Genomic DNA, 25940 nt, shown 5'->3' with positions numbered 1-25940 from the left:
GTGGCAGGAGTGGCACGTCGCCGCCTCGACGCCGAGCTGGTACGCCGTAATCTCGCCCGCTCGCGCGAGCACGCGAGCCAGCTGATCGCCGCGGGGCGGGTGACCGTCGGCGGCAACACCGCGACCAAACCCGCCACCCAGGTCGAGACCAGCGCCGCGGTCGTCGTCATCAAGGACGACAGCGACCCCGAGTACGTCTCACGAGGCGGTCACAAGCTGGCGGGCGCCCTCGCCGCCTTCGTACCCCTCGGGCTGGAGGTCGAGGGGCGGCGGGCGCTGGACGCCGGAGCGTCGACGGGGGGCTTCACCGACGTACTGCTGCGGGCCGGAGTCGGCCATGTCGTCGCCGTCGACGTCGGCTACGGGCAACTCGCCTGGTCACTGCAGTCCGATGAACGCGTCACCGTCAAGGACCGTACCAACGTGCGGGAACTGACGCTGGAGGAGATCGACGGGAAGGCGGTGGACCTGGTGGTCGGCGATCTGTCGTTCATCCCGCTGGGTCTCGTGCTGCCCGCTCTGGCGCGCTGCGCCGCCTCCGACGCGGATCTGGTCCTGATGGTCAAGCCGCAGTTCGAGGTCGGCAAGGAGCGGCTCGGCAGCGGTGGTGTGGTGCGCAGCCCGGAGCTGCGTGCCGAAGCGGTGCGGGAGGTGGCGCGCCGGGCCTGGGCGCTGGGGCTGGGAGTGCGCGGGGTGACCGCGAGCCCGCTGCCCGGGCCGTCCGGCAACGTCGAGTACTTTCTGTGGCTGCGGGCCGGAGCACCTGAGCTGGATCCCGCGGATGTCGACCGTGCAGTGGCGGAGGGGCCTCGTTGACGACGAATGCGGCACGAACTGTCTTTCTTTTGGCGCACACCGGCCGGCCGGCCGCGATCCGCAGCGCGGAGCTCGTCGTGCAGGGGCTGCTGCGCAGCGGCCTCGGTGTACGGGTTCTCGCCGCGGAGGCCGCCGATCTGCCACTCCCGCCGTCCGTGGAGACGGTGGAGGACGCCACACCCGGGGCCGTGGACGGCTGTGAGCTGCTGATCGTGCTCGGCGGGGACGGGACGCTGCTGCGCGGCGCCGAGATCTCCCGGGCCTCCGGGGTGCCGATGCTCGGCGTCAACCTCGGCCGGGTCGGCTTCCTCGCCGAGGCCGAGCGCGACGACCTGGACAAGGTGGTCGACCGGGTCGTCACCCGCGCGTACGCGGTCGAGGAGCGCATGACGATCGACGTCCTCGTGCACAGCAACGGCGACGTCGTCCACACCGACTGGGCGCTCAACGAAGCGGCCGTGCAGAAGGTGTCACCCGAGCGGATGCTCGAGGTCGTCCTGGAGATCGACGGCAGGCCGGTCACCGGCTTCGGCTGTGACGGGATCGTCTGTGCGACGCCGACCGGCTCGACGGCGTACGCCTTCTCGGCCGGCGGGCCGGTCGTCTGGCCGGAGGTCGAGGCGCTGCTGATGGTCCCGATCAGCGCCCATGCGCTGTTCGCCAAGCCGCTCGTGACGTCGCCGACCTCGGTGCTCGCCGTCGAGGTCCAGCCGCACACGCCGCACGGTGTGCTGTGGTGCGACGGGCGCAGGACGGTGGAACTGCCGGCCGGTGCACGGGTCGAGGTGCGGCGCGGTGCGGTGCCCGTGCGGCTGGCCCGGCTGCACCACGCCTCGTTCACGGACCGGCTGGTGGCGAAGTTCGCGCTGCCGGTGTCGGGGTGGCGGGGCGCGCCCCACTGACCGCCGTGGGGGCCGGGCGAGCGCGGCGGGGACGCCGGCTCGTGGCCGCGCCGCTCACGGGAGAGTGAATTCGCGGCCGGGGCCCGTCGCACACCGGGGCCCGGACCTCGTAAGGTCGTGTCCGTGTTGGAGGAGATGCGGATACGGTCGCTCGGGGTCATCGACGACGCGGTGGTGGAGCTGTCACCGGGTTTCACCGCGGTGACGGGTGAGACGGGTGCGGGCAAGACCATGGTTGTCACCAGCCTGGGGCTGCTGCTCGGCGGGCGTGCCGACCCCGCGCTGGTGCGGATCGGGGCCAAGGCTGCCGTCGTCGAGGGGCGGATCACGGTGTCCGCCGGTGACGCGGCTGCCGTACGGGCCGAGGAGGCGGGCGCCGAGCTGGACGACGGGGCGCTGCTGATCAGCCGTACCGTTTCCGCCGAGGGACGCTCACGTGCCCATCTCGGCGGCAGGTCGGTGCCGGTGGGTGTGCTCGCCGAACTCGCGGACGAGCTCGTCGCCGTGCACGGCCAGACCGACCAGCAGGGCTTGCTCAAGCCCGCCCGGCAGCGGCAGGCCCTGGACCGGTACGCGGGCGACGGCGTCGCCGTGCCGCACGCCAAGTACGCGGCGGCGTACCGGCGGCTGCGGACCGTGGTCACGGAGCTCGACGAGCTGACCACGCGCGCCCGGGAGCGTGCCCAGGAAGCGGATCTGCTGCGTTTCGGGCTCGACGAGATCGCCGCGGTCGAACCGCTCCCCGGCGAGGACACCGACCTGGCCGCCGAAGCCGAACGGCTCGGCCACGCGGAAGCGCTCGCCTCCGCCGCCGCCCTCGCGCACGCCGCGCTCGCGGGCAACCCGGAGGACCAGGAGGACGTCGACGCCACGACCGTCGTCGCGGCCGCCGGGCGGTCGCTGGACGCCGTCCGCGCCCACGACCCGGCGCTCGCCGCGCTCGCCGACCGGATCGGTGAGATCTCCATCCTGCTCGCCGATGTGGCGGGTGAACTCGCCGGATACGCCGACCAGCTGGACGCCGACCCGCTGCGGCTGGCCGCGGTCGAGGAACGGCGCGCCGCGCTCACCGGGCTCACCCGCAAGTACGGCGAGGACATCGCCGCCGTGCTCGCCTGGGCCGAGGACGGGGCCGCCCGGCTCACCGAGCTGGAGGGCGACGACGACCGGATCGGCGAGCTGACGGCCGAGCGGGACGCGTTGCGGGCCGAACTCTCCGGTCTCGGGCAGGCGCTGACCGACGCGCGGAGCGCGGCGGCGGCGCTCTTCGCCGATGCGGTGACCGCGGAACTGGCCTCGCTCGCCATGCCGCACGCCCGGGTCTCCTTCGACATCCGGCAGACCGACGCGGCGGACGAGGCGTCCGGTATCGACATCGGCGGGCGGAGCGTGGTCTACGGGCCGTCCGGCGCCGATGAGGTCGAACTGCTGCTGGCCCCGCACCCCGGCGCCCAGCCCCGGCCGATCGCCAAGGGCGCCTCGGGCGGTGAGCTGTCCCGGGTGATGCTCGCCGTCGAGGTGGTCTTCGCGGGCTCCGACCCCGTGCCCACGTACCTCTTCGACGAGGTCGACGCGGGTGTCGGCGGCAAGGCGGCCGTCGAGGTCGGGCGGCGGCTGGCGAAGCTGGCCAGGTCCGCGCAGGTCGTCGTCGTCACGCACCTGCCGCAGGTGGCGGCGTTCGCCGACCGGCAGTTGCTGGTCGAGAAGACGGTCGACGGATCGGTGACCAGCAGTGGTGTCACGGTTCTGGAGGGCGAGGACCGGGTACGGGAGCTGTCCCGGATGCTCGCGGGCCAGGAGGACTCGGAGACGGCCCGGGCGCATGCGGAGGAGCTGCTGGCCGCGGCGCGGGCGGACGGGTAGGGACGGGCCCGGGCCTGCTGTGGCGCCGCGCCCAGGTGCCCCCCGCGCTTCGGTCCGGGGCCGGGTTCGTAGCCTGGCCCGATGCGAGCAGTGATCAGCAGGACCGCCGCCGGCGCCGTCGCCGCGGGGATCGCCGGTGCGGCCTACCGGATACTTCGGGCCCGGCCGCAGCCGCAGTGGCAGCGCACCAACCACGCGGGCCGCACCGTCGACCTGTACGCCGGCCCGGCGGCCGTGGCCGGTGCAGTCGCCGGAGCCGCCGTTCTCCCGTTGCCGCCCCGGACCCGGACCGCTGTCGCGCTCGCCGTGCTGGCCGCCGGGGGCTGCGGCGCATACGACGACTTCGCCGGGACCGGCGATCCGCGCCGCGGGTTCCGAGCCCATCTGACCGCGTTGCGCCACGGCGAGGTGACCAGCGGCGCCGTCAAACTCTTCGGTATCGGGGCCGCCGGGCTCGCCGCCGGTGCGCTGCTCGAGGACCGGCCCGTCGACCGCCTCCTCGCCGGTGTCGTGATCGCCGGAGCCGCTCATCTCGTCAACCTCACCGACGTGCGGCCCGGAGCCGCGACCGCCACCGTGCTCGCGCTCGGGGCTCCGGGGCTGGCCCGGGGCGCGCTCGCGGCCGCGCCGATGGGAGCCGTGGCGGCCCTCGCCGCGGACGAGCGGGCGGAACGCACCATGATCGGCGACACCGGGGCGCACGCCCTGGGCGCGGCCGTCGGTGTCGCGATCGTCGCGGGCAACGGCCGGGCCGGACTCGTCGCCCACGCGGCGGGGTTGGTGGCAGCAGCCGTGTACGGCGAACGGGTCAGTGGACTCGCCCGGGTGCTGTCGGGGCGTTGACGCGGCAATATCGCACCGTTGTCCTCACCCGTCCGGGTGATGGCGCGCGTCCGGTTGTCCCCGCGCACACCGGTACCACGGCTCGAGCGTCCCGGAACGTGCGTACGGACTGGCATCCTTGTCGGTGCACACACCGCCGAGTCCGGAGCTCCGGGAGCCATTCAACGTGTCACAGCTGCGTACGGTCCAAGTCCTGGGCGGCGGCAGCGCGGGCAGCAGCGCTCACGTCGGTTCGCTGGCCGCAGGGCTGGTGGCACGAGGGGTGCAGGTCACCGTCTGCGCCCCGGCGGAACTGGACCATGCGTACGACTTCGCCGGTACGGGAGCCCGCTTCGTCCCCGTGCCGCGACGCAGCGACCCGGCCGCCGTCGCCGCGCTGCGGGCCGCGTGCGCGGGGGCGGACGTGGTGCATGCGCACGGACTGCACGCCGCCGTACGCAGCGGTCTTGCGCTCGGCGGGCGGCGCACACCGCTGGTCCTCACCTGGCACACCCGGGCGCACGCCGAGGGTGCCCGCCGCCGGTTGCTGCATCTACTGGAGCGAAGGGCCGCCCGTGCAGCGGCCGTTGTGCTCGGCGCGTCGTCGGATCTGGTCGACCGGGCCCGTCGCCGGGGGGCACGTGACGCTCGTCTCGCGCCGGTCGCCGTTCCCGCGCCGGGGAGTCCCGTTCTGCTCCACGACAGCAAGGTGCGTGCCGAACTCGGTGTGGTGGAACGCCCGTTAATCGTCTCCGTCGGCAGTCTCGTACCGCACCACGGGTACGGCACACTGCTCGACGCGGCACGGATGTGGCGTCAACTCGACCCCGTACCCCTGCTGGTCATCGCGGGGGAGGGCCGCGAACGTGGCGCTCTGCAGCGGCGGATCCGGGACGAGGATCTGCCCGTGAGGCTGATCGGCAGCCGTGACGACATCGCCGAACTCCTCGCCGTCGCCGACCTGGCCGTGCTGGCCAGCCGCTGGGAGGCGCGGTCGGTGCTTGCGCAGGAGGCGCTGCGGCTGGGGGTGCCGTTGGTCGCCACCGCGGTGGGCGGGGTGCCCGAACTCGTCGGGGATGCGGCCGAACTCGTGCCGTACGGGAACGCGGAGGCGACGGCGCGGGTTGTCGCGCGGCTGCTGGCGGATCCGGCGGCACGGGAGCGGCTGGCCGCCGCGGGGCGGATGCAGGCGGCGGGCTGGCCTTCTGAGGACGACACGATCGCGCAAGTGCTCAGTGTGTACGACGAGTTGGTCCAGCCGTCGGCGGCGGCGCGGGGCCGGTGACGGCGAGGCGACGCCGGGCGCGGCCGGCGGGTGCTCCGTTCTCACCCGCCGGACCGGCTCGACAGTGCCGGTGTCACGGGATGTGGCGGCGGGCTCGCAGGGCCAGGCTCAGGGCCAGGACCGTCTGCGGGTCGTCCAGGTCCGTGCCCAGCAGCTCGCCGATGCGGGCCAGGCGGTTGTAGAGCGTCTGGCGGTTCAGATGCAGTTCGCGTGCCGTCTCCGCCTTGCGGCCCGCGTGGGCGAGGTACGACTCCAGCGTGGGCAGCAGCGGGGGGCGCGCGGTGCGGTCGTGCTCGCGGAGCGGGCCGATCGCCCGGTCCACGAACGCCGCCAGGTCCGGATGGTCCCGCAGCCGCCACAGCAACAGGTCGATGTCCAGGCGCCGGGCGTCGTACCAGGGCCGGTCGCCGAGCCCCTGCGCGGCCGTTGCCGTCTCCGCCGCGTGCCGCAGGCCCGCTCCGGCCGCCGCCCAGCTGCCCGCGACGCCGACCACCACGACCGGCGGATACGAGCCGGCCCGTTCCAGTCCGGCCCGCTCCACGCCCGCCCGCAGTGCCGCGGCGACCCGGTCGGCCACCGCCGTGCGCTCCGTCTCGGACCGCAGGCCCAGCAGCAGCGGCACCCGGCCCTCCACGGGCCGCACACCGAGCAGTACCGGCACCCCCACCGACGACAGCTCCTCCAGGACCGCCCGTGCCAGCAGCGCCCAGTTGCCCGACGGGGACAGTTCGGGGGCCAGCCGCATCACCACGGGCAGCAAGGGTGCCTCGCCCGGTCTGAAACCCAGTACGCGGGCCTGCGCCGGCGCGTCCTCCGGTGTGATCCTTCCCTCCGCGAGGTCCGTCAGGAAGTCGCCGCGGCCACGCGCGGCGAGCTCCTCCTCCTGGCGGGCCTGCATCAGCACCACGGCGAGAATGCCCGCCGCCCGCTCCGCCGCCATCCGGTGCACGGTCACCAGCGGTCCGGACACGGCGAGCAGCACCAGCCTGGCCCGTACCGAACCGGACCCCGGCCCGCCACCCGGCACATCCACCAGCACCGCGCCCGCGGGCGGCGTTGCCCGGGCCTCACGGCCGCCGCGCATCCCGTCCCAGATCTGGAGCGGATCGGCCGAGGCCGGGGCGGCGCCGGTGCCCGCCGCGTACAGGAGCTGGCCGTCCGCCGTCTCCAGGAACACCGGGTTTGCGGTGAAGTCCGCCAGGATGCCGAGCACCTGTGGGACCCCGCCACCGCCGAGCAGCGCCTCCGTGCACCGCCGGTGCACGTCCTCGGCCTGCCGCAGCAGGGCGTAATGGCCGTTGACGATCTCGGTGTGGATCTCCTCGGTCACCGTCACGAACGGCACCTCGCGGTGCAGCTGGACGAGCGGGAGACCGGCGGCCCGCGCGGCGTCCACGATCGAGGCGGGCAGCCTGCTGAAGCGCGGCCCGAGCTCCACCACCAGGGCGGCGATGCCGCGGTCCGCGAGCCTGCGGACGAAGGCGCGCTGTTCGGCGGGCCGGGTGCCGAGCCCCAGGCCGGTGGTGAGCAGCAGCTCGCCGCCCTTGAGCAGCGAGGCGATGTTCGGGACCTCGCCCGCGTGCACCCAGCGCACCGTACGGCTGAGCCGGTCCGCGCCCGCCATGACCTCGGGGAGTCCGCTGCGCAGTCCCGGCAGCTCCAAGGCGCGCTGCACGGTGATTCCGCCTTGGTTCTCCACTGGTTCAGGCCTCGTGCTTCCGTTCGGCTCGGCCGGGCTGTCGCCCTGACCAGGAAGGTACCGGCCGGATGGCGTGCGGGCGTCGTCGGGGGAGTTCATGGGCCGGCTGCGGCCGGCGCGACGTTGTGGTTGAGGCGGAACACGTTGTCGGGATCGTACGCGGCCTTGACCGCGGCGAGGCGGGCGTAGTTCTCGGCGCCGAGTCCGGCGACGACGCGGTCCTCGCCCTCGCGTCCGATGAAGTTGAGGTAGACGGCGCCGCCGGACCAGGGACGGACGTCGGCGCGCACATGGTGTACCCACTGCCTGCCGCGCTCGTCGTCGGACGGGCTCTCCCAGATGCCGAAGGGGTGCACCGCCCAGGGGGCGGCGCGCCACGGCAGCGGGTAGTCGGCGGGGCCCCGCGCCACCGCGCCGCCCATCGGGAAGAGGACGTGCTGCGAGTTGGAGGGGACCGGCATGTCGGGGGCGCGTGCGCAGAACAGGTCCACCGCCTCGTCCGGGAGGCTGTCGAGATGCTCGGCGGACCAGTAGTTCCGCAGTCCCGGCGGGTCGTCGAGCATGCACTGCAGCTCCGCGTAGGGAATGTCGGAGATCGACTCCGCCTCGTGGCCGATGGCGAGGACCGGCCGGGCCACGTCGAGGGCCTCGGCCAGCGGGCCCGTCCAGGTGATCAGGACCGCGCAGACGAGCGTGGAGACCAGGTGCTCCGGTACGAAGTCCTCCGGCGGCCCGGTGAAGTAGAGGAAGGCGCCGCCGGCCGCGTCCGGCGCGGAGGTCATCAAGTCGCGGTAGGTACGCATGACTTCGGGTCCGGCCTCGGGGCGGTACAGCACCATCAGGTAGGACATGGCGGGCAGCTCGTACAGATTCAGCGTGAGGGCCGTGACGACGCCGAAGTTCCCGCCGCCGCCGTGCAGTGCCCAGAACAGTTCCGGATTCTCGTCGAGGCTCGCGTGGACGGCGCTGCCGTCCGCCGTCACCAGTTCGGCGGCCAGCAGGTTGTCGCAGGCCAGGCCGAAGCTGCGCTCCAGCCAGCCGGAGCCGCCGCCGAGCACGAAGCCGCCCACGCCGGTGGTGGAGACCCGGCCCCCGGTGGTCGCCAGACCGTACGGCTGGGTGGCCCGGTCCAGATCCCTCATGAGGGCGCCGCCGCCGATACGTGCCGCCTGGTCGGCCGGTGCGACGGTCACGCCGTTCATGCGGCGCAGGTCGACCACCAGGCCGCCGTCGGTGGACGACATGCCCGCGACGCTGTGGCCGCCGCCACGGACCGCGATCTCCAGACCGTGCTCACGTGCGAAGCGCACGGACCGTGCCACGTCGGTCTGCGACGCGCACTGGGCGACCACCGCGGGACGCCGGTCGATCATGCTGTTGAAGACCGTGCGCGCCTCGTCGTATCCGGCGTCACCGGGGGCGAAGGCCGCGCCGGCGAAGTCCCGGCGCAGACCGTCCAGGGCGCCGGCCGTCGTGCTGCTGATGCCGGTGGTGCGGGGCGTCATGATGCCCCCTTCCGAGGGCGTGACAGGTCGCTTCCATCGTAGGCAGCGTCGCGAAGTCTCGCCCTGGCCGGCCCGGGCCGGGCGGTGAACACGGTCCTGCCACGCCATCCACCGGCGTGCCGTTGCGGCCTCGCGGGCCGGGATCCCGCACGCCGGTCAGCCGACGTAGGCCCCGCTCGCGGTCAGCCGCAGCGCCGTGTCGATCAGCGGGACGTGGCTGAACGCCTGCGGGAAGTTCCCCACCTGGCGCTGCAGCCTCGCGTCCCACTCCTCCGCCAGCAGCCCCAGATCGTTGCGCAGCGACAGCAGCCGCTCGAACAGTTGCCGGGCCTCGTCGACCCGCCCGATCATCGCCAGGTCGTCCGCCAGCCAGAACGAACACGCCAGGAACGCGCCCTCGTCGCCCTCCAGGCCGTCGACGCCCGCCTCCTCGCCCGCTGTGGGGTAGCGCAGCACGAACCCATCCTCCGTGGACAGCTCCCGCTGGATCGCCTCGATCGTGCCGATCACCCGCTTGTCGTCCGGCGGCAGGAAGCCCATCTGCGGAATCAGCAGCAGCGACGCGTCCAGCTCCTTGGACCCGTACGACTGGGTGAAGGTGTTGCGCTCCTTGTCGTAGCCCCGGTCGCAGACGTCGCGGTGGATGTCGTCGCGCAGCTCCCGCCAACGCTCCAGCGGCCCGTCGGTGTCGCCGGACTCGATCAGCTTGATGGTGCGGTCGACGGCGACCCAGGCCATCACCTTGGAGTGCACGAAGTGACGGCGCGGCCCGCGCACCTCCCAGATGCCCTCGTCCGGCTCGTCCCAGTGCTTCTCCAGATAGCTGATCAGCTTGAGCTGCAGCCCTGTCGCGTAGTCGTTGCGGGTCAGGCCGGTCATGTGCGCGAGGTGCAGCGCCTCGGTGACCTCGCCGTACACATCGAGCTGGAGCTGGCCCGCCGCGCCGTTGCCGACCCGGACCGGGGCGGAGTTCTCGTAACCGGGCAGCCAGTCCAGCTCGGCCTCGCCGAGCTCGCGCTCACCTGCGATGCCGTACATGATCTGCAGGTTCTCCGGGTCGCCGGCCACGGCCCGCAGCAGCCACTCGCGCCAGGCGCGGGCTTCCTCGCGGTAGCCGGTGCGCAGCAGCGACGAGAGGGTGATCGCGGCGTCGCGCAGCCAGGTGTAGCGGTAGTCCCAGTTGCGCGAGCCGCCGATGTCCTCCGGCAGGGAGGTGGTCGGCGCGGCGACGATGCCGCCGGTCGGGGCGTACGTCAGGGCCTTCAGCGTGATCAGCGAGCGGACCACCGCCTCACGGTAGGGGCCGTGGTACGTGCAGTGCTCGACCCACTCGCGCCAGAACTCCTCGGTCGCGTCCAGCGAGCCCTCGGGGTCCGGCAGCGCGGGCGGCTCCTGGTGCGAGGGCTGCCAGCTGATGGTGAAGGCCATCCGGTCGCCCGGGGCGACGATGAAGTCGGAGTACGTCGTCAGGTTCTCGCCGAAGGTGTCGGCGGGCGTGTCCAGCCAGACGGAGTCCGGGCCGGCCATCGCGACCGTACGGCCGTCGACCTTGTGCACCCACGGGGTCACCCGTCCGTAGCTGAACCGCATGCGCAGCTCGGAGCGCATCGGCACCCGGCCGCTGATCCCCTCCACGATCCGGATCAGCTGCGGTGCGCCGTCACGCGGGGGCATGAAATCGGTCACCCGGACCGTGCCGCGCGGCGTGTCCCACTCCGACTCCAGAATCAGGGAGTCGCCCCGGTAACGCCGACGGTCCGCCGTCGGCGGCTCGGTCCCCTCCGCGTGCGCTGGTCCCAGGCGCCAGAAGCCGTGCTCCTCGGTACCCAGCAGTCCCGCGAAGATGGCATGCGAATCGAAGCGGGGCAGGCACAGCCAGTCGGCCGTACCGTCCCGGCAGACCAGGGCGGCGGTCTGCATGTCTCCGATGAGTGCGTAATCCTCGATGCGCCCGGCCACGTGCATCTCCAGTCGAACGGCCACGTCGCCCCGTGGGGCGCTTACCGCGGGTAAATAGGTCGCTGCAAGGGGTTGTTGTGGGGAGCCGAGGGCTCGATGGGTCGCCCGGCTGCGAGTGTCCGAGCAGGATACGACGCACGTCCATGATCCGCGCGACGGTCCAGGCAACACGTCTGAGCCGAACGGGTGGGGCTCGAACACGGTGCGGTGATCTTGCGCGGCGGGTGTGGCCGGAAGCAGCCTCTCCCAGTCGCTGATACCCTGGTAGCCCGTGGACCGGTGGTCGTCAGCAACCGCGGACGAGGCCCCCGAACCGCAGCGACGGCACCTCCGGAGTCTTCCGGACGGCAACGCCGGTACGCACCTCAAGATCCGCGACCACGGGAGCCCCCTTTGGCTATGCAGCCCACATCCACGACGACCAAGCACATCTTCGTCACCGGGGGTGTCGCCTCCTCCCTCGGCAAGGGTCTGACTGCCTCCAGCCTGGGTGCCCTGCTCAAGGCGCGGGGCCTTCGGGTCACGATGCAGAAGCTCGACCCGTACCTGAACGTCGACCCGGGCACGATGAACCCGTTCCAGCACGGCGAGGTGTTCGTCACCAACGACGGCGCCGAGACCGACCTGGACATCGGCCACTACGAGCGCTTCCTCGACGTCGACCTCGACGGTTCCGCCAACGTCACGACCGGCCAGGTGTACTCGCAGGTCATCGCCAAGGAGCGGCGCGGCGAGTACCTCGGTGACACCGTCCAGGTCATCCCGCACATCACCAACGAGATCAAGCACCGCATCCGCCGCATGGCGACCGACGACGTCGACGTCGTCATCACCGAGGTCGGCGGCACGGTCGGCGACATCGAGTCGCTGCCGTTCCTGGAGACCGTCCGCCAGGTCCGCCACGAGGTCGGCCGGGACAACGTCTTCGTCGTGCACATCTCGCTGCTGCCGTACATCGGCCCGTCCGGCGAGCTGAAGACCAAGCCCACCCAGCACTCGGTCGCGGCGCTGCGGAACATCGGTATTCAGCCGGACGCCATCGTGCTGCGCGCCGACCGCGACGTACCGACCGCGATCAAGCGCAAGATCTCGCTGATGTGCGACGTCGACGAGGCCGCCGTGGTCGCCTGCGTGGACGCCAAGTCGATCTACGACATCCCGAAGGTGCTGCACACCGAGGGCCTGGACGCGTACGTCGTGCGCAAGCTCGACCTGTCGTTCCGCGATGTCGACTGGACCACTTGGGACGACCTGCTGGACCGCGTCCACAACCCCGACCACGAGGTCACCGTCGCGCTCGTCGGCAAGTACATCGACCTGCCCGACGCGTATCTCTCGGTCACCGAGGCCATCCGGGCCGGCGGCTTCGCGAACAAGGCCCGCGTCAAGGTCAAGTGGGTCGCCTCCGACGACTGCAAGACCCCGGCCGGCGCCGCCAAGCAGCTCTCCGACGTCGACGCGATCTGCGTCCCCGGCGGGTTCGGCGACCGCGGTGTCAACGGCAAGATCGGCGCCATCCAGTACGCCCGCGAGAACAAGGTGCCGCTGCTCGGCCTCTGCCTCGGCCTGCAGTGCATCGTGATCGAGGCTGCGCGCAACCTCGCCGAGATCCCCGACGCCAACTCCACGGAGTTCGACGCCGCCACCGCCCACCCCGTCATCTCGACGATGGAGGAGCAGCTCGCGTACGTCGAGGGCGCCGGCGACCTGGGCGGCACCATGCGGCTCGGCCTGTACCCGGCGAAGCTCGCCGAGGGCTCGCTGGTCCGTGAGGCGTACGACGGCCAGCCGTACGTGGAGGAGCGCCACCGCCACCGCTACGAGGTCAACAACGCCTACCGCGCCGAGCTGGAGAAGAAGGCCGGTCTGGTCTTCTCCGGCACCTCCCCGGACAACAAGCTCGTCGAGTACGTCGAGTACCCGCGCGAGATCCACCCCTACCTGGTCGCCACCCAGGCGCACCCGGAGCTCCGGTCCCGCCCGACCCGCCCCCACCCGCTGTTCGCGGGCCTGGTGAAGGCGGCCGTGGAGCGCAAGACCGGCGGCGAGCAGGGCACCACGTCGGGCAAGTAGTCCGACCGTACGCAGGCGTTACCGTTGACCGGGGTACGGATCCACTGAGGATCCGTACCCCGGTTTCGTTTTTTGTGGGAGGACGTAGATGGGTATCCAGGACACGCCCGAGGAGTGGCCGGTCACCGCGACCGAGACCCCCTTCACGGGCAACAAGACCAGCGTCCGCACGGACGACGTGGTGATGCCCGACGGCTCCGTCGTGCGCCGCGACTACCAGGTCCACCCCGGGTCGGTCGCCGTGCTCGCGCTCGACGACGCGGGCCGGGTCCTCGTGCTGCGGCAGTACCGGCACCCTGTGCGGCACAAGCTCTGGGAGATCCCGGCCGGACTGCTCGATGTTCCCGGGGAGAACCCGCTGCACGCGGCGCAGCGGGAGCTCTACGAGGAGGCGTACGTCAAGGCCGAGGACTGGCGGGTGCTGACCGATGTGTACACCACGCCCGGCGGCTGCGACGAGGCCGTGCGGATCTTCCTCGCCCGGAATCTCTCCGAGGCCGACGGCGAGCGCTTCGCGGTCTCCGAGGAGGAGGCCGACATGGAGCTGGCCCGGGTGGAGCTGAAGGAGCTCGTGCGGGGGGCGCTCGCAGGGGAACTGCACAACAACTGCCTCGTGGTGGGCGTCCTCTCGCTCGCGGCGGCGCTTGCGGGCGACGGGATCGACTCCTTGCGGCCGGCTCAGGCGCCGTGGCCGGCCAGGCCGTTCGAGGTCTGACGGCACATCGACCCGATGGCCCGACCATGTGACGGTCCGTCGGAATGACGGTTCCCGGGCGATGAGAGATCCCCCGATCGGACAATCTGCTGATCCGATCGGGGGATGTCCCCGCCGCGCTCCACCGTGACCACGCACCCGCCTGAACTACGCTCGGAATGCCCTGACCGGAGTCCCGGTGGGCAACGCGTGCAGCGAAGTGGAGCGTGGCCCGTGACGGATCAGGTGGTGGACGCCAGCGGCCCGGCGACGGCAGCGGGGACCGAGGGGCCGTCCGGCGCCACCCCACCCCAATTCTTCGGCCGCACACGCGAGTTGAAGGAGCTGAAGGCCGATGTCGAACGGGCCGGACTGGACACCCTGGCCGGCCGCAAAGCGGCCCGTGCCCGGGTGCTGCTGATCGCCGGACGCCCCGGCTCCGGGCGCACCGCGCTCGCCGAGGAACTCACCCGCGCCCTGCTGGACACCGGCGACTACCCCGACGGGCTGCTCCGGGCCCGCCTCACCGACCTCGGCGGCGTCCCCGTCCCCACCGAACGCACCGCCCGGGACCTCCTCGACCAGCTGGAGGTCGCCGGCCCGCCCGGCGCGGACGGGGACGAACTGTCCGAGTCGCTCCGCGAGGCCCTCACCGACCGCCGGGTCCTGCTGCTGCTCGACGATGCGTCCGACGCCGAACAGGTCGACCCGCTGCTGCCGGACAACCCGGACTGCCTGGTCGTCGCCACCGCCCAGGGCCCGCTCACCGGCATCCCCGGCGTCCGCCCGTGCACCCTCGGCGGCCTCGACGCGGAATCCGCCGTACAGCTGCTGGCCCGCATCATCGGCGAGGTCAGGATCACCGTGGACCCCCGGACCGCCGAGAGGCTCGCCGAGGAGTGCGGCGGACAGCCCGCCGCCCTGGTCATGATCGGCGGCTGGCTCGCCGCCCACCCCCTGGTGTCGGTCGCCGACGCCGCCAAGCAGCTGCGCGAGCTGCCGGACGACGCCGAGCAGCCCACCGGCGCCCGCCCGCTGGCCCGCGCCTTCCGGCTCGTCCACGAGTCCCTGCCGCAGCCCGCCGCCCGGATACTGCGACTGCTCGCGCTCGCCCCCGCGGGGCTCGCCGACGCCCACACCGCGTCCGCGCTGGCCGGCTGCTCGGTCTCGGCCGCCCAGTCGACCCTCGACGACTTCGTCGGTCTCGGCCTGCTGCGGACCAATGGCGCGGAGCTGCCGCAGTACGAGGTGCCCGGCTGCCTCGCCCCGCTGCTGAGCGCCCTGCTGGCCGACCGGGACCGGCCGGCCGAGATCCAGCTGGCCAGGGCCCGGATGCTGGAGCGGACCGTGCGGCAGCTCCAGTCCTGCCGGGCGGTCACCGAACCGGAGGGTTCCCCGGCCTTCGGCAAGCTCGCCGGGCTGCCGCGCTCGCTGCGCTTTCCGCACCCCGAGGCGGCCGCCGCCTGGCTGCGGATCCGCCGGCCGGCCCTGCTCGCCTCTGCCCGGATGGCTGTCGAGGACGGTGAACTCGACACCCTGGCGCGGCGGTTGGTGGCCGCACTGGTGCGGGCGCTGGCCGTGCACCAGGGCACCGAGGCCGCCGCACCGGATCTGTACGGACTGCACGGACTGGTACTGGCCGTCGCCGAGCGGCGCGAGCTGCACCGCGAGCAGGCGGCCGCGCTGCTCAATCTCGCCGATCTGGACGCCAGGACCGGCCGTACCCGGGAGGCGCTGACCCGCTACCGGGCCGCGCTGGACGCCGGACGGGCGGCGAAGGACCCGTATGCGACGGGCAGGGCGATGGAATCCGTAGGGGGCGCCTACGCCGAGCTGGGGGACTTCCACCGGGCCTCCGACTGGTACGGCCGGGCGCTCGCCCATCGGCTCACCCAGGGCGAGCGTGCCGACGAGGCGAGGCTGTACGGGCGGCTCGGCGCCGTCCACACCTATGCCGGGCAGTACGGCGAGGCGCTGCGGAACTGGCGGGCCGCGGCGGCCGGGTACCGCAGGCTCGGCGACCTGCCCGCCCAGGCGCGGGCGCTCAGCGAGGCCGCACGGGTGCAGGAGTACGCCGGGCGGCCGCAGGAGTCGCTGCACACCTGCCAGGAGGCCGTCGAGTGGGCCCGCCGGGCCAAGGACGTACGGCTGCAGGCCGCGCTGGAGCTCCGGCTGGCCGACACGCTCGACAGGCTCGGCGACCCGGCTGCGGCCCGGTTGCACCGGGGTGTGGCGGAGAGACTCCTGGCCAAGGAAGGTCCAGCCTGCGAAATCCGCAGTGGGTCGACTGAAAATTAATGCTTTGTAAGGCTAGACAGTGTGAAGTCCTTCATTAAACTGGCTCTGCCGCGTTGGTTCGCGGTGTCTCCACTTACACTGTGTGTATCCGGGTATGTACCGCTATGCCTGGAGTAACCCTCTGAGCCAAGGACCGTGATCGACGTGAAGGTCGGCATCCCCCGCGAAGTCAAGAACAACGAGTTCCGCGTGGCCATCACGCCTGCCGGTGTGCATGAGCTCGTCCGCAACGGCCACCAGGTCGTCGTCGAGCAGAACGCCGGCGCCGGATCCTCGATCACGGACGAGGAGTACATCGCCGCAGGGGCGCAGATCCTCCCCACGGCCGACGAGGTCTGGGCCACCGCCGAGCTGCTCCTGAAGGTCAAGGAGCCGGTTGCCGAGGAGTACCACCGCCTCCGCAAGGACCAGACGCTCTTCACGTACCTGCACCTCGCCGCCTCCCGCGAGTGCACAGACGCGCTGCTGGAGTCCGGCACCACCGCCATCGCGTACGAGACCGTCGAGACCGCGAACCGCGCTCTGCCGCTGCTCGCCCCGATGTCCGAGGTCGCGGGCCGGCTGGCCCCGCAGGTCGGCGCCTACCACCTGATGCGCTCGGTCGGCGGCCGCGGTGTGCTGCCGGGCGGCGTTCCGGGCACCGCGCCCGCCGAGGCCGTCGTCATCGGCGGCGGCGTCTCCGGCTGGAACGCCACGCAGATCGCCGTGGGTCTCGGCTTCCACGTCACGCTGCTCGACCGGGACATCAACAAGCTGCGCGAGGCCGACAAGGTCTTCGGCACCAAGGTGAAGACCGTCGTCTCCAACTCCTTCGAGCTGGAGAAGGCCGTCATCGAGGCCGACCTCGTCATCGGCGCCGTGCTGATCCCCGGCGCGAAGGCCCCGAAGCTGGTCACCAACGAGCTCGTCGCCAAGATGAAGCCCGGAAGTGTACTTGTCGACATTGCGATCGACCAGGGTGGCTGCTTCGAGGACTCGCACCCGACGACGCACGCCGAGCCGACCTTCATGGTCCACAACTCGGTTTTCTACTGCGTCGCCAACATGCCGGGCGCGGTGCCCAACACCTCCACGTACGCGCTCACCAACGCCACGCTGCCGTACATCCTGGAGCTCGCCAACCGCGGCTGGGTCGAGGCGCTGCGCCGTGACGCCGCACTCGCCAAGGGCCTCAACACCCATGAGGGCCAGGTCGTTTACCCCGAGGTCGCGCAGGCGCACGGGCTGGACCACGTCGAGCTGAGCACGCTTCTCGGCTGACGAGTCAACATCTTTCGTCAACCTCATGCGTCCGGCCGGACCTTGCCGAGCAAGGTCCGGCCGGACGCATGTCGGGCCACTGCGAGCGGCCTGTCCAACTCGCGTCGAACGTAACCGTTTACCCGTTTCGTGCACCGGTGAAAGGTGCGCCGGAGCGACCGCGCGCCCTTGACACAGGGGTGTTCGATTGCCGACACATCGGGCCGGGTCCGGCGGATTGTGTTGCTGCGAACCGGTGACACGCCATAGAGTCGCCAATCGTCGGCATGGTGTCACGCTGACCTATCGATAAGTTTCCTGGTCACGTCCAAGGAGGTAAGACGACTTGTGAATGAGTCGACATTTACTCCCGGGGGTGTTCAACCAGGGATGCCTGCACGGGGCCAGAGCCCGATCGGGCTGGAGGCTGTCGGCTCCGTCGCTGTCCGCACCTTCGCCACCCACCAGCACATGACGACAGCCCCCCAGATGATGGACGGCCTACACGTGAACGCCATGGCCGGCAACGAGAGTGGCCGGGAGACCGCCCACTTCGCCGACTTCGAGGAAGTGTCCCAGGGGCACTTCTACGACCCCGACGCCGAGTACGAGCCCGATCCGGAGTACGCGGCCACCCTCGCGCCCGACGCTGCCCGTCAGCGCCGCGAGCGGATCGGCCCGACCGGTCGGCCCCTGCCCTACTTCCCGATCCCGGGCCCGCTCACCGATCACGGTCCCGCGAAGATCATCGCGATGTGCAACCAGAAGGGCGGCGTGGGCAAGACCACGTCCACCATCAACCTGGGTGCCGCCCTCGCGGAGTACGGACGCCGTGTCCTGCTCGTCGACTTCGACCCGCAGGGCGCCCTGTCGGTCGGTCTCGGCGTCAACCCGATGGAGCTCGACCTCACGGTCTACAACCTGCTCATGGAGCGGGGCATGTCGGCCGACGAGGTCCTCCTGAAGACCGCCGTGCCCAACATGGACCTGCTGCCGAGCAACATCGACCTGTCGGCCGCCGAGGTGCAGCTGGTCAGTGAGGTGGCCCGGGAGTCCACGCTGCAGCGCGCCCTGAAGCCGCTGATGGCCGACTACGACTACATCGTGATCGACTGTCAGCCGTCGCTGGGCCTGCTCACGGTGAACGCCCTGACGGCGGCTCACAAGGTGATAGTGCCGCTCGAGTGCGAGTTCTTCGCACTGCGCGGTGTCGCGCTGCTCACCGAGACCATCGAGAAGGTGCAGGAGCGGCTCAACCCCGAGCTGGAGCTCGACGGCATCCTCGCCACCATGTACGACTCCCGTACGGTGCACAGCCGTGAGGTCCTCGCGCGGGTCGTCGAGGCCTTCGACGAGCACGTCTACCACACGGTGATCGGGCGAACGGTGCGCTTCCCGGAGACCACGGTCGCCGGTGAGCCCATCACGACGTACGCCTCCAACTCGGTCGGTGCCGCCGCCTATCGCCAGCTCGCCAGGGAGGTGCTCGCCCGGTGTCACGCCGAGTGAGTCTGCCCGGGGCCGACGAACTGTTCCGTACCACCGGGGGGATGGGGCTGCAGTCCTCGTCCCCCGCGGAGCGGCGGCGCAAGGCGAACGGCGAGCCGCGGGTGCCGGCTCCGGCCGGTGAGAGCGATTCCGCGGCGGACGGATCCGGTGGCGCCGAAACCGGTGGAGCCGGCAGCGCGCGGTCCGGGGAGGAGCACTCGGCGGCGGACGCCGACGCGGGGGATTCGCGCAGCCGCGGCGGGGAGAACGACCGGGCGGCAGTCGCCGAGACGGGCCGCCGGCCCCAGCCCCCGGGTGTGGCACCGTCCGCCGCTCAGCAGCAGGAGGCGGCTGCCGCCGTCCAGCAGCAGCGCCGACGCGGAGGCGGGCGCGGGGCGAACCGCAGGCCCAGCGGCCGGGAACGCCACGACGAGAAGATCACCGTCTACGTCTCGGCCGAGGAACTGATGGATCTCGAGCACGCGCGGCTCGTGCTGCGCGGCGAGCACGGACTCGCCGTCGACCGCGGGCGCATCGTCCGTGAGGCGGTCGCGGTGGTTCTCGCGGACCTGGAGTCGCGGGGCGACGCGAGCATTCTTGTACGGCGGCTGCGCGGCCGCTGACCGGCACGGCGGGCCGGTAGCCTGCCCAGGAGGGCCGCCGCCGAGCAGCCCGGCCCTCTCCGCAGGGCCCACCTCCCGCCCGTATCCGCGCCGCACCCTGGACCCCCATGCCGACGACCGACGAGCCCGCCCGCACGCCCCGGCGCCCCTTGGGGCGCGGTCCGGGGGGCCGGCCTTCGCCGGGCGCGGGGGCGCCGGCCGCGGATCTTGCCGCGGGAGAGCGGGAGGCCGCCGGTGCGGCGTCACCCGCCACCCCCCTTGCCGACGCCGCGGCGGTGGCTCCGGACGCCGTGGAACCGTCGGTGTCCGACGCGGGCGTCCCGGCCGGAGACGCGGGCGTCCCGGTCACGACGGTGGCCCCGTCGGCCGCCGGGCCAGGCGCCTCGGCCGTCGACCCCGGCCCCTCGGCCGTCGGCCCGGACCCGTCGGACGCCGACGCGGAGTCCGGCCCCGCGTCCGACCGCGCCGCTCCCGCCGACGACGGGCGGTTCACCGTCCGGCTCGCCAACTTCGAGGGGCCGTTCGATCTTCTTCTGCAGCTCATCTCCAAACACAAGCTCGATGTGACCGAAGTCGCACTCTCCAAGGTCACCGACGAGTTCATGGCCCACATCCGGGCCATGGGCGCGGACTGGGACCTCGACCAGACGACGGAGTTCCTCGTCGTCGCCGCGACGCTGCTCGATCTCAAGGCCGCCCGGCTGCTGCCTGCCGCCGAGGTCGAGGACGAGGCCGATCTCGCGCTGCTCGAAGCGCGGGACCTGCTCTTCGCGCGGCTCCTGCAGTACCGCGCCTACAAGCGCATCGCGGAGATCTTCAGCGCTCGCCTGGAGTCCGAGGGGCGGCGCTTTCCCCGGACCGTGGGGCTGGAGCCACACCATGCCGAGCTGCTGCCCGAAGTGGTGATCAGCATCGGCGCCGAGGGGTTCGCCAGGCTGGCCGTGAAGGCGATGCAGCCGAAGCCCAAGCCGCAGGTGTACGTCGACCACATCCACGCCCCGCTGGTCAGCGTGCGCGAGCAGGCCGAGATCGTCGTGGCGCGGCTGCGGGAGGCGGGGGAGATGAGTTTCCGGGGGCTCACCGAGGACGCCACGGACACCCTCACCGTCGTCGCCCGGTTCCTCGCGCTGCTGGAGCTGTACCGGGAGAAGGCCGTCACCCTCGACCAGGAGGAGGCGCTCGGCGAGCTGAGGGTGCGCTGGGCCGGGGGAGAGGGCGCCGAGCCCGCGGTGACGGACGAGTTCGATCAAGAGGTGCAGGACATGGACGTGCAAGAGGATGTGCAGGCATGAGCGAGCAGCGCCCCACCGGTGCGGGCACCGTCGCGGATCTTGAGCTCAAGCCCGCCCTGGAGGCCGTCCTCATGGTCGTCGACGAACCCGCCACCGAGGAGCACCTGGCCAAGGTGCTGGAGCGGCCCCGGCGGGCCGTCGCCGATGCGCTGCGGGAGCTGGCCGACGAGTACACCGTGCAGCGACGGGGATTCGATCTCCGGCTGGTCGCGGGCGGCTGGCGTTTCTACACCCGCCCCGAGTACGCGGAGGCCGTCGAGGGCTTCGTGCTGGACGGCCAGCAGGCCCGGCTCACCCAGGCGGCGCTGGAGACCCTCGCGGTGGTCGCGTACCGCCAGCCGGTCAGCCGGTCGAGGGTCTCCGCGGTGCGCGGTGTGAACTGCGACGGCGTGATGCGGACCCTCCTGCAGAGGGGCCTGGTCGAGGAAGCGGGCGCGGAACCCGAAACAGGTGCGATCCTGTACAGGACGACGAACTACTTTCTGGAGCGGATGGGCCTGCGCGGCCTGGAAGAGCTCCCGGAGCTCGCGCCCTTCCTCCCCGAGGCGGACGCGATCGAGGCTGAGACGCTAGAGGGTGTGCCGTCGTTCGATCCGGACGCACCGGACACCCCGGATACTCACGCAGACGACAAGACGGAATTTTGATGCGAAGCAGTGGCAGGAACAGCGGCAGCGGCAGCGGCAAGAGCGGCGGCGACCGGAACCCCCGGAGTGGCGGCGCCGGACGCGACGACAGGCAGGACAAGCGCCCCCGCCGGCCCCGCCCCGAGGAGCGCCGCTACGACGTGGGCGGCACCGGCGCCGGCGAGAAGAGCGGTGAGGGCCCCCGCAAGGGCCGCGGCGCCGCTGCCCGCGGTGGTGCCAAGGGCGGCCCGAAGCCGCCGCAGGGCGGAGCCAGGAGCGGCGGCCCGCGGCGTGGACCGCAGGGCGCCCCGTCCCGTCCGCGCGAGCTCGACGCCAAGATCGAGCAGCGCAACCGGGACCGGTACGCGAACAAGCCCGACATCAGGACGCCCAAGACGCACCCCGGTGCCGAGCAGGAGGGCGAGCGTCTGCAGAAGGTCCTGGCCAGGGCCGGCATGGGCTCGCGCCGTGCGTGCGAGGAGCTGATCGAGCAGTCCCGCGTCGAGGTCAACGGCGAGATCGTCGTCGAGCAGGGCATGCGCGTCGATGTGCACAAGGACGAGATCAAGGTCGACGGTCTGACCGTCGCCGCGCAGTCGTACCTCTTCTTCGCGCTGAACAAGCCCGCCGGTGTCGTCTCCTCGATGGAGGACCCGGACGGCCGTCAGTGCCTCGGCGACTACGTCACCAACCGTGAGACGCGGCTCTTCCACGTCGGCCGGCTGGACACCGAGACCGAGGGCATCATCCTGCTCACCAACCACGGCGAGCTCGCCCACCGGCTGACCCACCCGAAGTACGGCGTGAAGAAGACCTACCTGGCAGCCATCCAGGGGCCGCTCCCGCGCGACCTGGGCAAGCAGCTCAAGGACGGCATCCAGCTGGAGGACGGGTACGCCCGCGCCGACCACTTCCGGGTCGTCGAGAACACCGGCAAGAACTACCTGGTCGAGGTGACCCTCCACGAGGGCCGCAAGCACATCGTCCGCCGGATGCTGGCCGAGGCCGGCTTCCCCGTCGAGCGCCTCGTGCGGACGTCCTTCGGGCCGATCCCGCTGGGCGACCAGAAGTCCGGCTGGCTGCGCCGCCTCACCAACACCGAGGTGGGCATGCTGATGCGCGAGGTCGGTCTGTAACCCGCGACGGCGTCCGCTCTTCGGCCCGCGGCCGGTTCCTGGTTTCGATTTTCGAACAGGAAACCGGCCGCGGGCCTTTTGCTGCCACCGGATCGCCTTTATAGTCAAGTTGACTATTAAGGAGGCGGGTGTGAGTCTCGCGGACATCCTCGATCCCCTGCAGCAACCCCTGGCGACCGTCCTGGACACCCCGGTCAGCTGGACCGAGGTGCTCGGTTTCGGCAGCGGCGCGCTGTGCGTCTGGCTCGTGGCCCGCCAGCACCTCGCCAACTGGCCGATCGGCATTGCCAACAACCTCTTCTTCATCCTGCTGTTCACCGAGTCCGGTCTGTACGCCGACGCCGGCCTGCAGATCGTCTTCATCGCCCTTGCCGTGTACGGATGGTGGACCTGGACCCACGGGGGTGGACCGGGCTCCCCGGACCTGCCGGTGCGGAGTACCACCCGCACCGAATGGATGCGGCTGTGCGCGGCAGGGGTGGCGGGGACCGCCGCTCTGACCGTCCTTCTCGGCCACGCCACCGACTCCACCGTGCCGTTCTGGGACGCCCTGACGACCGCGCTCTCCCTGGCGGCGACGTACGGGCAGTGCCGGAAGCTCGTCGAGTCGTGGTGGCTGTGGATCGCCGCCGATGTGGTGTACATCCCGCTCTACGCGTACAAGGAGCTCTACCTGACATCCCTGCTGTACGCCGGCTTCCTGACGCTGTGCCTGATCGGGCTGCGCAACTGGAAGCGTGATCTCTTCGTCCCCCAGCGGGAGTTGGCGGAGGTGGCGGGGTGATCCGGTTCAGGCACGGGCTCGTGCTCGGGAAGTTCTATCCGCCGCACGCCGGTCATCACCACCTCGTCCGCACCGCCCAGGACCGCTGCGAGCGGCTCACCGTTCTGGTCTGCGCCGCCTCCGTTGAGTCGGTCCCGCTCGCCGACCGGGTCGCCTGGATGCGGGAGGTGCACCCGGACGTACGCGTCGTGGGCACCGTCGACGACAACCGGATGGACCTCCAGGACCCGGCGGTCTGGGACGCCCATATGGCCGTCTTCACCGCGGCCGTCCCGGAGCCGGTGGACGCCGTCTTCACCTCGGAGTCGTACGGGGACGAACTGGCCCGCCGGTTCGGCGCCGAATCCGTCTGCGTCGACCCCGACCGTACGGTCTTCCCGGTCTCCGGCACCGCGGTCCGCAAGGACCCGGTCGGCTGCTGGGACTTCCTCGAACCGCCCGTCCGGGCCGCGCTCGCCCGCCGCATCGTCGTCCTCGGCGCCGAGTCCACCGGCACCACCACGATGGCCCGGGCCCTCGCCGACCACTACCGGCGGCGCGGCGGCGTCTGGGCGCAGACCCGGTACGTCGCCGAGTACGGCCGGGAGTTCAGTGAACAGAAACTGGCCGCGCTGCGCGCCCGCCGGCCCCGGGCCCAGTGGGAGGACGTCACCTTCACCACCGACGACTTCCCGCTGATCGCCGCGGCCCAGAACGCCGAGGAGGAGGCGGCCGCCCGGACCGGGTCCCCGGTGCTCTTCTGCGACACCGACTCCTTCGCCACCACCGTCTGGCACGAGCGGTACGTCGGCGGCCGCAACCCGCGCGTCGAACAGACCGCAGACCGGGTCGCCCACCATCTGTGGCTGCTCACCGACCACGAAGGCGTCGCCTTCGAGGACGACGGGCTGCGCGACGGCGAGGAGCTGCGCCCATGGATGACCGACCGGTTCCGGGCCGAACTCACCCGGACCGGAAGAGAGTTCGTCGAGCTGGCCGGGGCTCATGAGGAACGCCTGGAGACCGCGGTCGCCGCCGTCGACGCCGTGCTCGCCGCGGGCTGGAACTTCGCCGCACCCCTCCCGGAGAGACGATGAGTACCGGCGCCCCCGCGGGCTACGACCCGTACGCCTTCGAACCGTTCGCCGTCACCGTCGACCTCGCCGTCTTCACGGTCCGCGACGGCCGCCTGCACGTGCTGCTCGTCGAACGCGGCGAGGACCCGTACAAGGGCCACTGGGCGCTGCCCGGCGGCTTCGTCCTGCCCCGCGAGTCCGCCGAGTCCGCCGCCCGCCGCGAGCTCGCCGAGGAGACCGGGCTGACCGAGGCCACCGTTTCCGCCCTGCACCTGGAACAGCTGCGCACCTACAGCGAGCCGGACCGCGACCCCCGGATGCGGGTCGTCTCCGTCGCGTACACCGCACTCGTCCCCGACCTCCCGGAGCCGCGCGGCGGCGGGGACGCGGCCACCGCCCGCTGGTGGGAGGCCGGGGCGGTCGGCGCGCTCGCCTTCGACCACGACCGGATCCTCACCGATGCGCACGACCGGATCGGCGCCAAGCTCGAGTACACCTGCCTGGCCACCGCCTTCTGCCCGGCCGAGTTCACCCTGGGCGAGCTCCAGCAGGTGTACGAGACGGTCTGGGGCGTCGAGCTCGACCGGCCCAACTTCCGGCGCAAGGTCCTCACCACCCCCGGCTTCGTCCAGGCCGTGGAGGGATCGCCGCGCCGCACCGGCGGACGGGGAAAGCCGGCCGCTCTGTACCGGGCGGGTGCCGCCACCGCCCTGCACCCTCCACTCCTGCGACCGGAAGGACGATGCACGTGATCGTGACCAGGACCGTGACCAAGGGCGCCGCCACCGGCGCGCTGACCGGGCTCGCGCTCGGTGACGCGCTGGGCTTCCCGACCGAGTTCAACAACGTGCCGTCCATCCTCGCCAAGTGCGGGCCGTGGCGGCAGATGCGGCTGCCGAACCCCGCCCATGTCAGCGACGACACCCAGATGACACTGGCCCTCGCGCGCGGCATCCGCACCGCCATGGACCGCGGACTGCTCACCCCGCTGCGGCTGGCCCGGCCGGTGCGCGAGGAGTTCGTCGACTGGTACCACTCACCGGACAACAACCGGGCACCCGGCCGCACCTGCATGACCGCCTGCCGGCTGCTCGACAGCGAGCGGCCCTGGCAGGAGGCCAGTCAGACCGGCTCCAAGGGGTGCGGCGCCAATATGCGGGTGGCGCCGGTCGGACTCGCACCAGGACTGAGCGAGGAACAGCGCTCCGGCTCGGCGCAGTTGCAGGCCGCCCTCACCCACGGCCACCCCACGGCGCTCGCCGCCTCCGACCTCATGGCGCGCGCGGTGTACCTGCTGGCACAGGGCACGGAACCGGCGGAACTGATCGGCCGGCTGCGCTCGTACGCGTACGAGAACAGCAACCGCTACCTCGCGCGCTGGCTCGGCGACCTGTGGCGGTACGCGGGCGACGAGTCGGGCGAGAGCTACATCCGGCGCGGCTGGGACGAGTGCCTGACCGCACTGGCGAGGGTCCAGGACGCCCTGCTCGACCCGTCCCCGGAGGACGACCCGTGCGAGACGACGGGCGACGGCTGGATCGCCGAGGACGCCCTCGCCACGGCCCTGCACTGCTTCCTGCTCTTTCCCGACGAACCGGTCACCGCACTGCGCCGGGCCGCCTGCACCCGCGGCGACTCCGACTCGATCGGCTGCCTGACCGGGGCGCTGGCCGGGGCGCATCTGGGGGCCCAGGCGTGGCCCAAGGAATGGTCGGAGCGCATCGAGTACCGGAGCGATCTGCTGTCGCTGGGGGCGCTCTGGGATTCTTGATCCATGCGTA

General features: G+C 72.0%; 21 protein-coding genes. 18 read left to right on the top strand and 3 right to left on the bottom strand.

Features of this window, described 5'->3' with window-relative positions:
* From LRD69_RS05505 to LRD69_RS05485, 5 genes are all read left to right on the top strand, one after another.
* On the top strand, nt 1-816 hold the full coding sequence (locus LRD69_RS05505) for a TlyA family RNA methyltransferase (RefSeq protein ID WP_277325422.1): 816 nt from the start codon (nt 1-3) through the stop codon (nt 814-816).
* Nucleotides 813-1718 (top strand): NAD kinase, encoded by a 906-nt coding sequence (locus LRD69_RS05500; protein ID WP_277325421.1) that lies wholly within the window; start codon nt 813-815, stop codon nt 1716-1718. Before LRD69_RS05505 ends, LRD69_RS05500 begins: the two co-directional genes overlap by 4 nt.
* Nucleotides 1719-1835: 117 nt before the next feature.
* Complete coding sequence (recN, locus tag LRD69_RS05495) at nt 1836-3581, top strand: DNA repair protein RecN (protein WP_277325420.1); 1746 nt, start codon at nt 1836-1838, stop codon at nt 3579-3581.
* 81 nt (nt 3582-3662) lie between these two features.
* Nucleotides 3663-4424, top strand: coding sequence for a hypothetical protein (locus tag LRD69_RS05490; RefSeq protein ID WP_277325419.1), 762 nt, complete (start codon nt 3663-3665; stop codon nt 4422-4424).
* A 166-nt stretch (nt 4425-4590) separates the two neighbouring features.
* Nucleotides 4591-5688, top strand: a complete 1098-nt coding sequence (locus LRD69_RS05485) for a glycosyltransferase family 4 protein (protein ID WP_277325418.1) — start codon at nt 4591-4593, stop codon at nt 5686-5688.
* Nucleotides 5689-5761: 73 nt separating this feature from the next.
* On the opposite strand, the gene LRD69_RS05480 is transcribed toward LRD69_RS05485, so the two are convergent.
* The 3 genes from LRD69_RS05480 to LRD69_RS05470 form a co-directional block, all read right to left on the bottom strand.
* Nucleotides 5762-7387, bottom strand: coding sequence for a PucR family transcriptional regulator (locus LRD69_RS05480; protein ID WP_277325417.1), 1626 nt, complete (start codon nt 7385-7387; stop codon nt 5762-5764).
* Nucleotides 7388-7482: 95 nt separating this feature from the next.
* Entirely contained in the window at nt 7483-8892 is a 1410-nt protein-coding gene (locus LRD69_RS05475; protein ID WP_277325416.1) for an FAD-binding oxidoreductase, read from the bottom strand.
* A 156-nt stretch (nt 8893-9048) separates the two neighbouring features.
* Nucleotides 9049-10851 carry a glycoside hydrolase family 15 protein gene (locus tag LRD69_RS05470; protein ID WP_277329632.1) on the bottom strand — a complete coding sequence of 601 codons (1803 nt, stop codon included), beginning with the start codon at nt 10849-10851 and terminating at the stop codon, nt 9049-9051.
* Nucleotides 10852-11250: 399 nt separating this feature from the next.
* On the opposite strand from LRD69_RS05470, the gene LRD69_RS05465 reads away from it, so the two are divergent.
* The 13 genes from LRD69_RS05465 to LRD69_RS05405 all read left to right on the top strand — a co-directional run bounded on the left by LRD69_RS05465 (nt 11251) and on the right by LRD69_RS05405 (nt 25930).
* On the top strand, nt 11251-12924 hold the full coding sequence (locus tag LRD69_RS05465; RefSeq protein WP_277325415.1) for a CTP synthase: 1674 nt from the start codon (nt 11251-11253) through the stop codon (nt 12922-12924).
* 88 nt (nt 12925-13012) lie between these two features.
* Complete coding sequence (locus LRD69_RS05460) at nt 13013-13639, top strand: NUDIX hydrolase (protein WP_277325414.1); 627 nt, start codon at nt 13013-13015, stop codon at nt 13637-13639.
* 213 nt (nt 13640-13852) lie between these two features.
* Nucleotides 13853-15916 carry a tetratricopeptide repeat protein gene (locus tag LRD69_RS05455; protein ID WP_277325413.1) on the top strand — a complete coding sequence of 688 codons (2064 nt, stop codon included), beginning with the start codon at nt 13853-13855 and terminating at the stop codon, nt 15914-15916.
* A gap of 144 nt (nt 15917-16060) precedes the next feature.
* The gene (gene ald / locus LRD69_RS05450) at nt 16061-17176 is read left to right on the top strand and encodes an alanine dehydrogenase (RefSeq protein WP_277329630.1); all 1116 of its coding nucleotides are present in this window, start codon (nt 16061-16063) and stop codon (nt 17174-17176) included.
* 369 nt (nt 17177-17545) lie between these two features.
* Nucleotides 17546-18664, top strand: a complete 1119-nt coding sequence (locus LRD69_RS05445; RefSeq protein ID WP_277325412.1) for a ParA family protein — start codon at nt 17546-17548, stop codon at nt 18662-18664.
* On the top strand, nt 18661-19266 hold the full coding sequence (locus tag LRD69_RS05440; RefSeq protein WP_277329629.1) for a hypothetical protein: 606 nt from the start codon (nt 18661-18663) through the stop codon (nt 19264-19266). Before LRD69_RS05445 ends, LRD69_RS05440 begins: the two co-directional genes overlap by 4 nt.
* 107 nt (nt 19267-19373) lie before the next feature.
* Nucleotides 19374-20558, top strand: coding sequence for a segregation/condensation protein A (locus LRD69_RS05435; RefSeq protein WP_277325411.1), 1185 nt, complete (start codon nt 19374-19376; stop codon nt 20556-20558).
* Nucleotides 20555-21205: an SMC-Scp complex subunit ScpB gene (scpB, locus tag LRD69_RS05430; protein ID WP_277325410.1), complete on the top strand. Its 651-nt coding sequence runs from the start codon at nt 20555-20557 to the stop codon at nt 21203-21205. Before LRD69_RS05435 ends, scpB begins: the two co-directional genes overlap by 4 nt.
* Nucleotides 21205-22320 (top strand): pseudouridine synthase, encoded by a 1116-nt coding sequence (locus tag LRD69_RS05425; RefSeq protein WP_277325409.1) that lies wholly within the window; start codon nt 21205-21207, stop codon nt 22318-22320. The genes scpB and LRD69_RS05425 overlap by 1 nt, the downstream gene beginning before the upstream one ends.
* Nucleotides 22321-22450: 130 nt before the next feature.
* Complete coding sequence (pnuC, locus tag LRD69_RS05420; RefSeq protein ID WP_277325408.1) at nt 22451-23104, top strand: nicotinamide riboside transporter PnuC; 654 nt, start codon at nt 22451-22453, stop codon at nt 23102-23104.
* Nucleotides 23101-24180 (top strand): AAA family ATPase, encoded by a 1080-nt coding sequence (locus tag LRD69_RS05415; protein ID WP_277325407.1) that lies wholly within the window; start codon nt 23101-23103, stop codon nt 24178-24180. The genes pnuC and LRD69_RS05415 overlap by 4 nt, the downstream gene beginning before the upstream one ends.
* Entirely contained in the window at nt 24177-24911 is a 735-nt protein-coding gene (locus LRD69_RS05410) for an NUDIX domain-containing protein (RefSeq protein ID WP_277325406.1), read from the top strand. Before LRD69_RS05415 ends, LRD69_RS05410 begins: the two co-directional genes overlap by 4 nt.
* Nucleotides 24908-25930: an ADP-ribosylglycohydrolase family protein gene (locus tag LRD69_RS05405; RefSeq protein WP_277325405.1), complete on the top strand. Its 1023-nt coding sequence runs from the start codon at nt 24908-24910 to the stop codon at nt 25928-25930. The genes LRD69_RS05410 and LRD69_RS05405 overlap by 4 nt, the downstream gene beginning before the upstream one ends.
* Nucleotides 25931-25940: the final 10 nt, after the last annotated feature.

The organism is Streptomyces sp. JH14 (assembly GCF_029428675.1).
In the GTDB taxonomy this organism is placed as follows: Bacteria; Actinomycetota; Actinomycetes; order Streptomycetales; family Streptomycetaceae; genus Streptomyces.
Note: the sequence above shows the minus strand (reverse complement) of the source record. Positions and strands in the feature narration are given on the sequence as shown.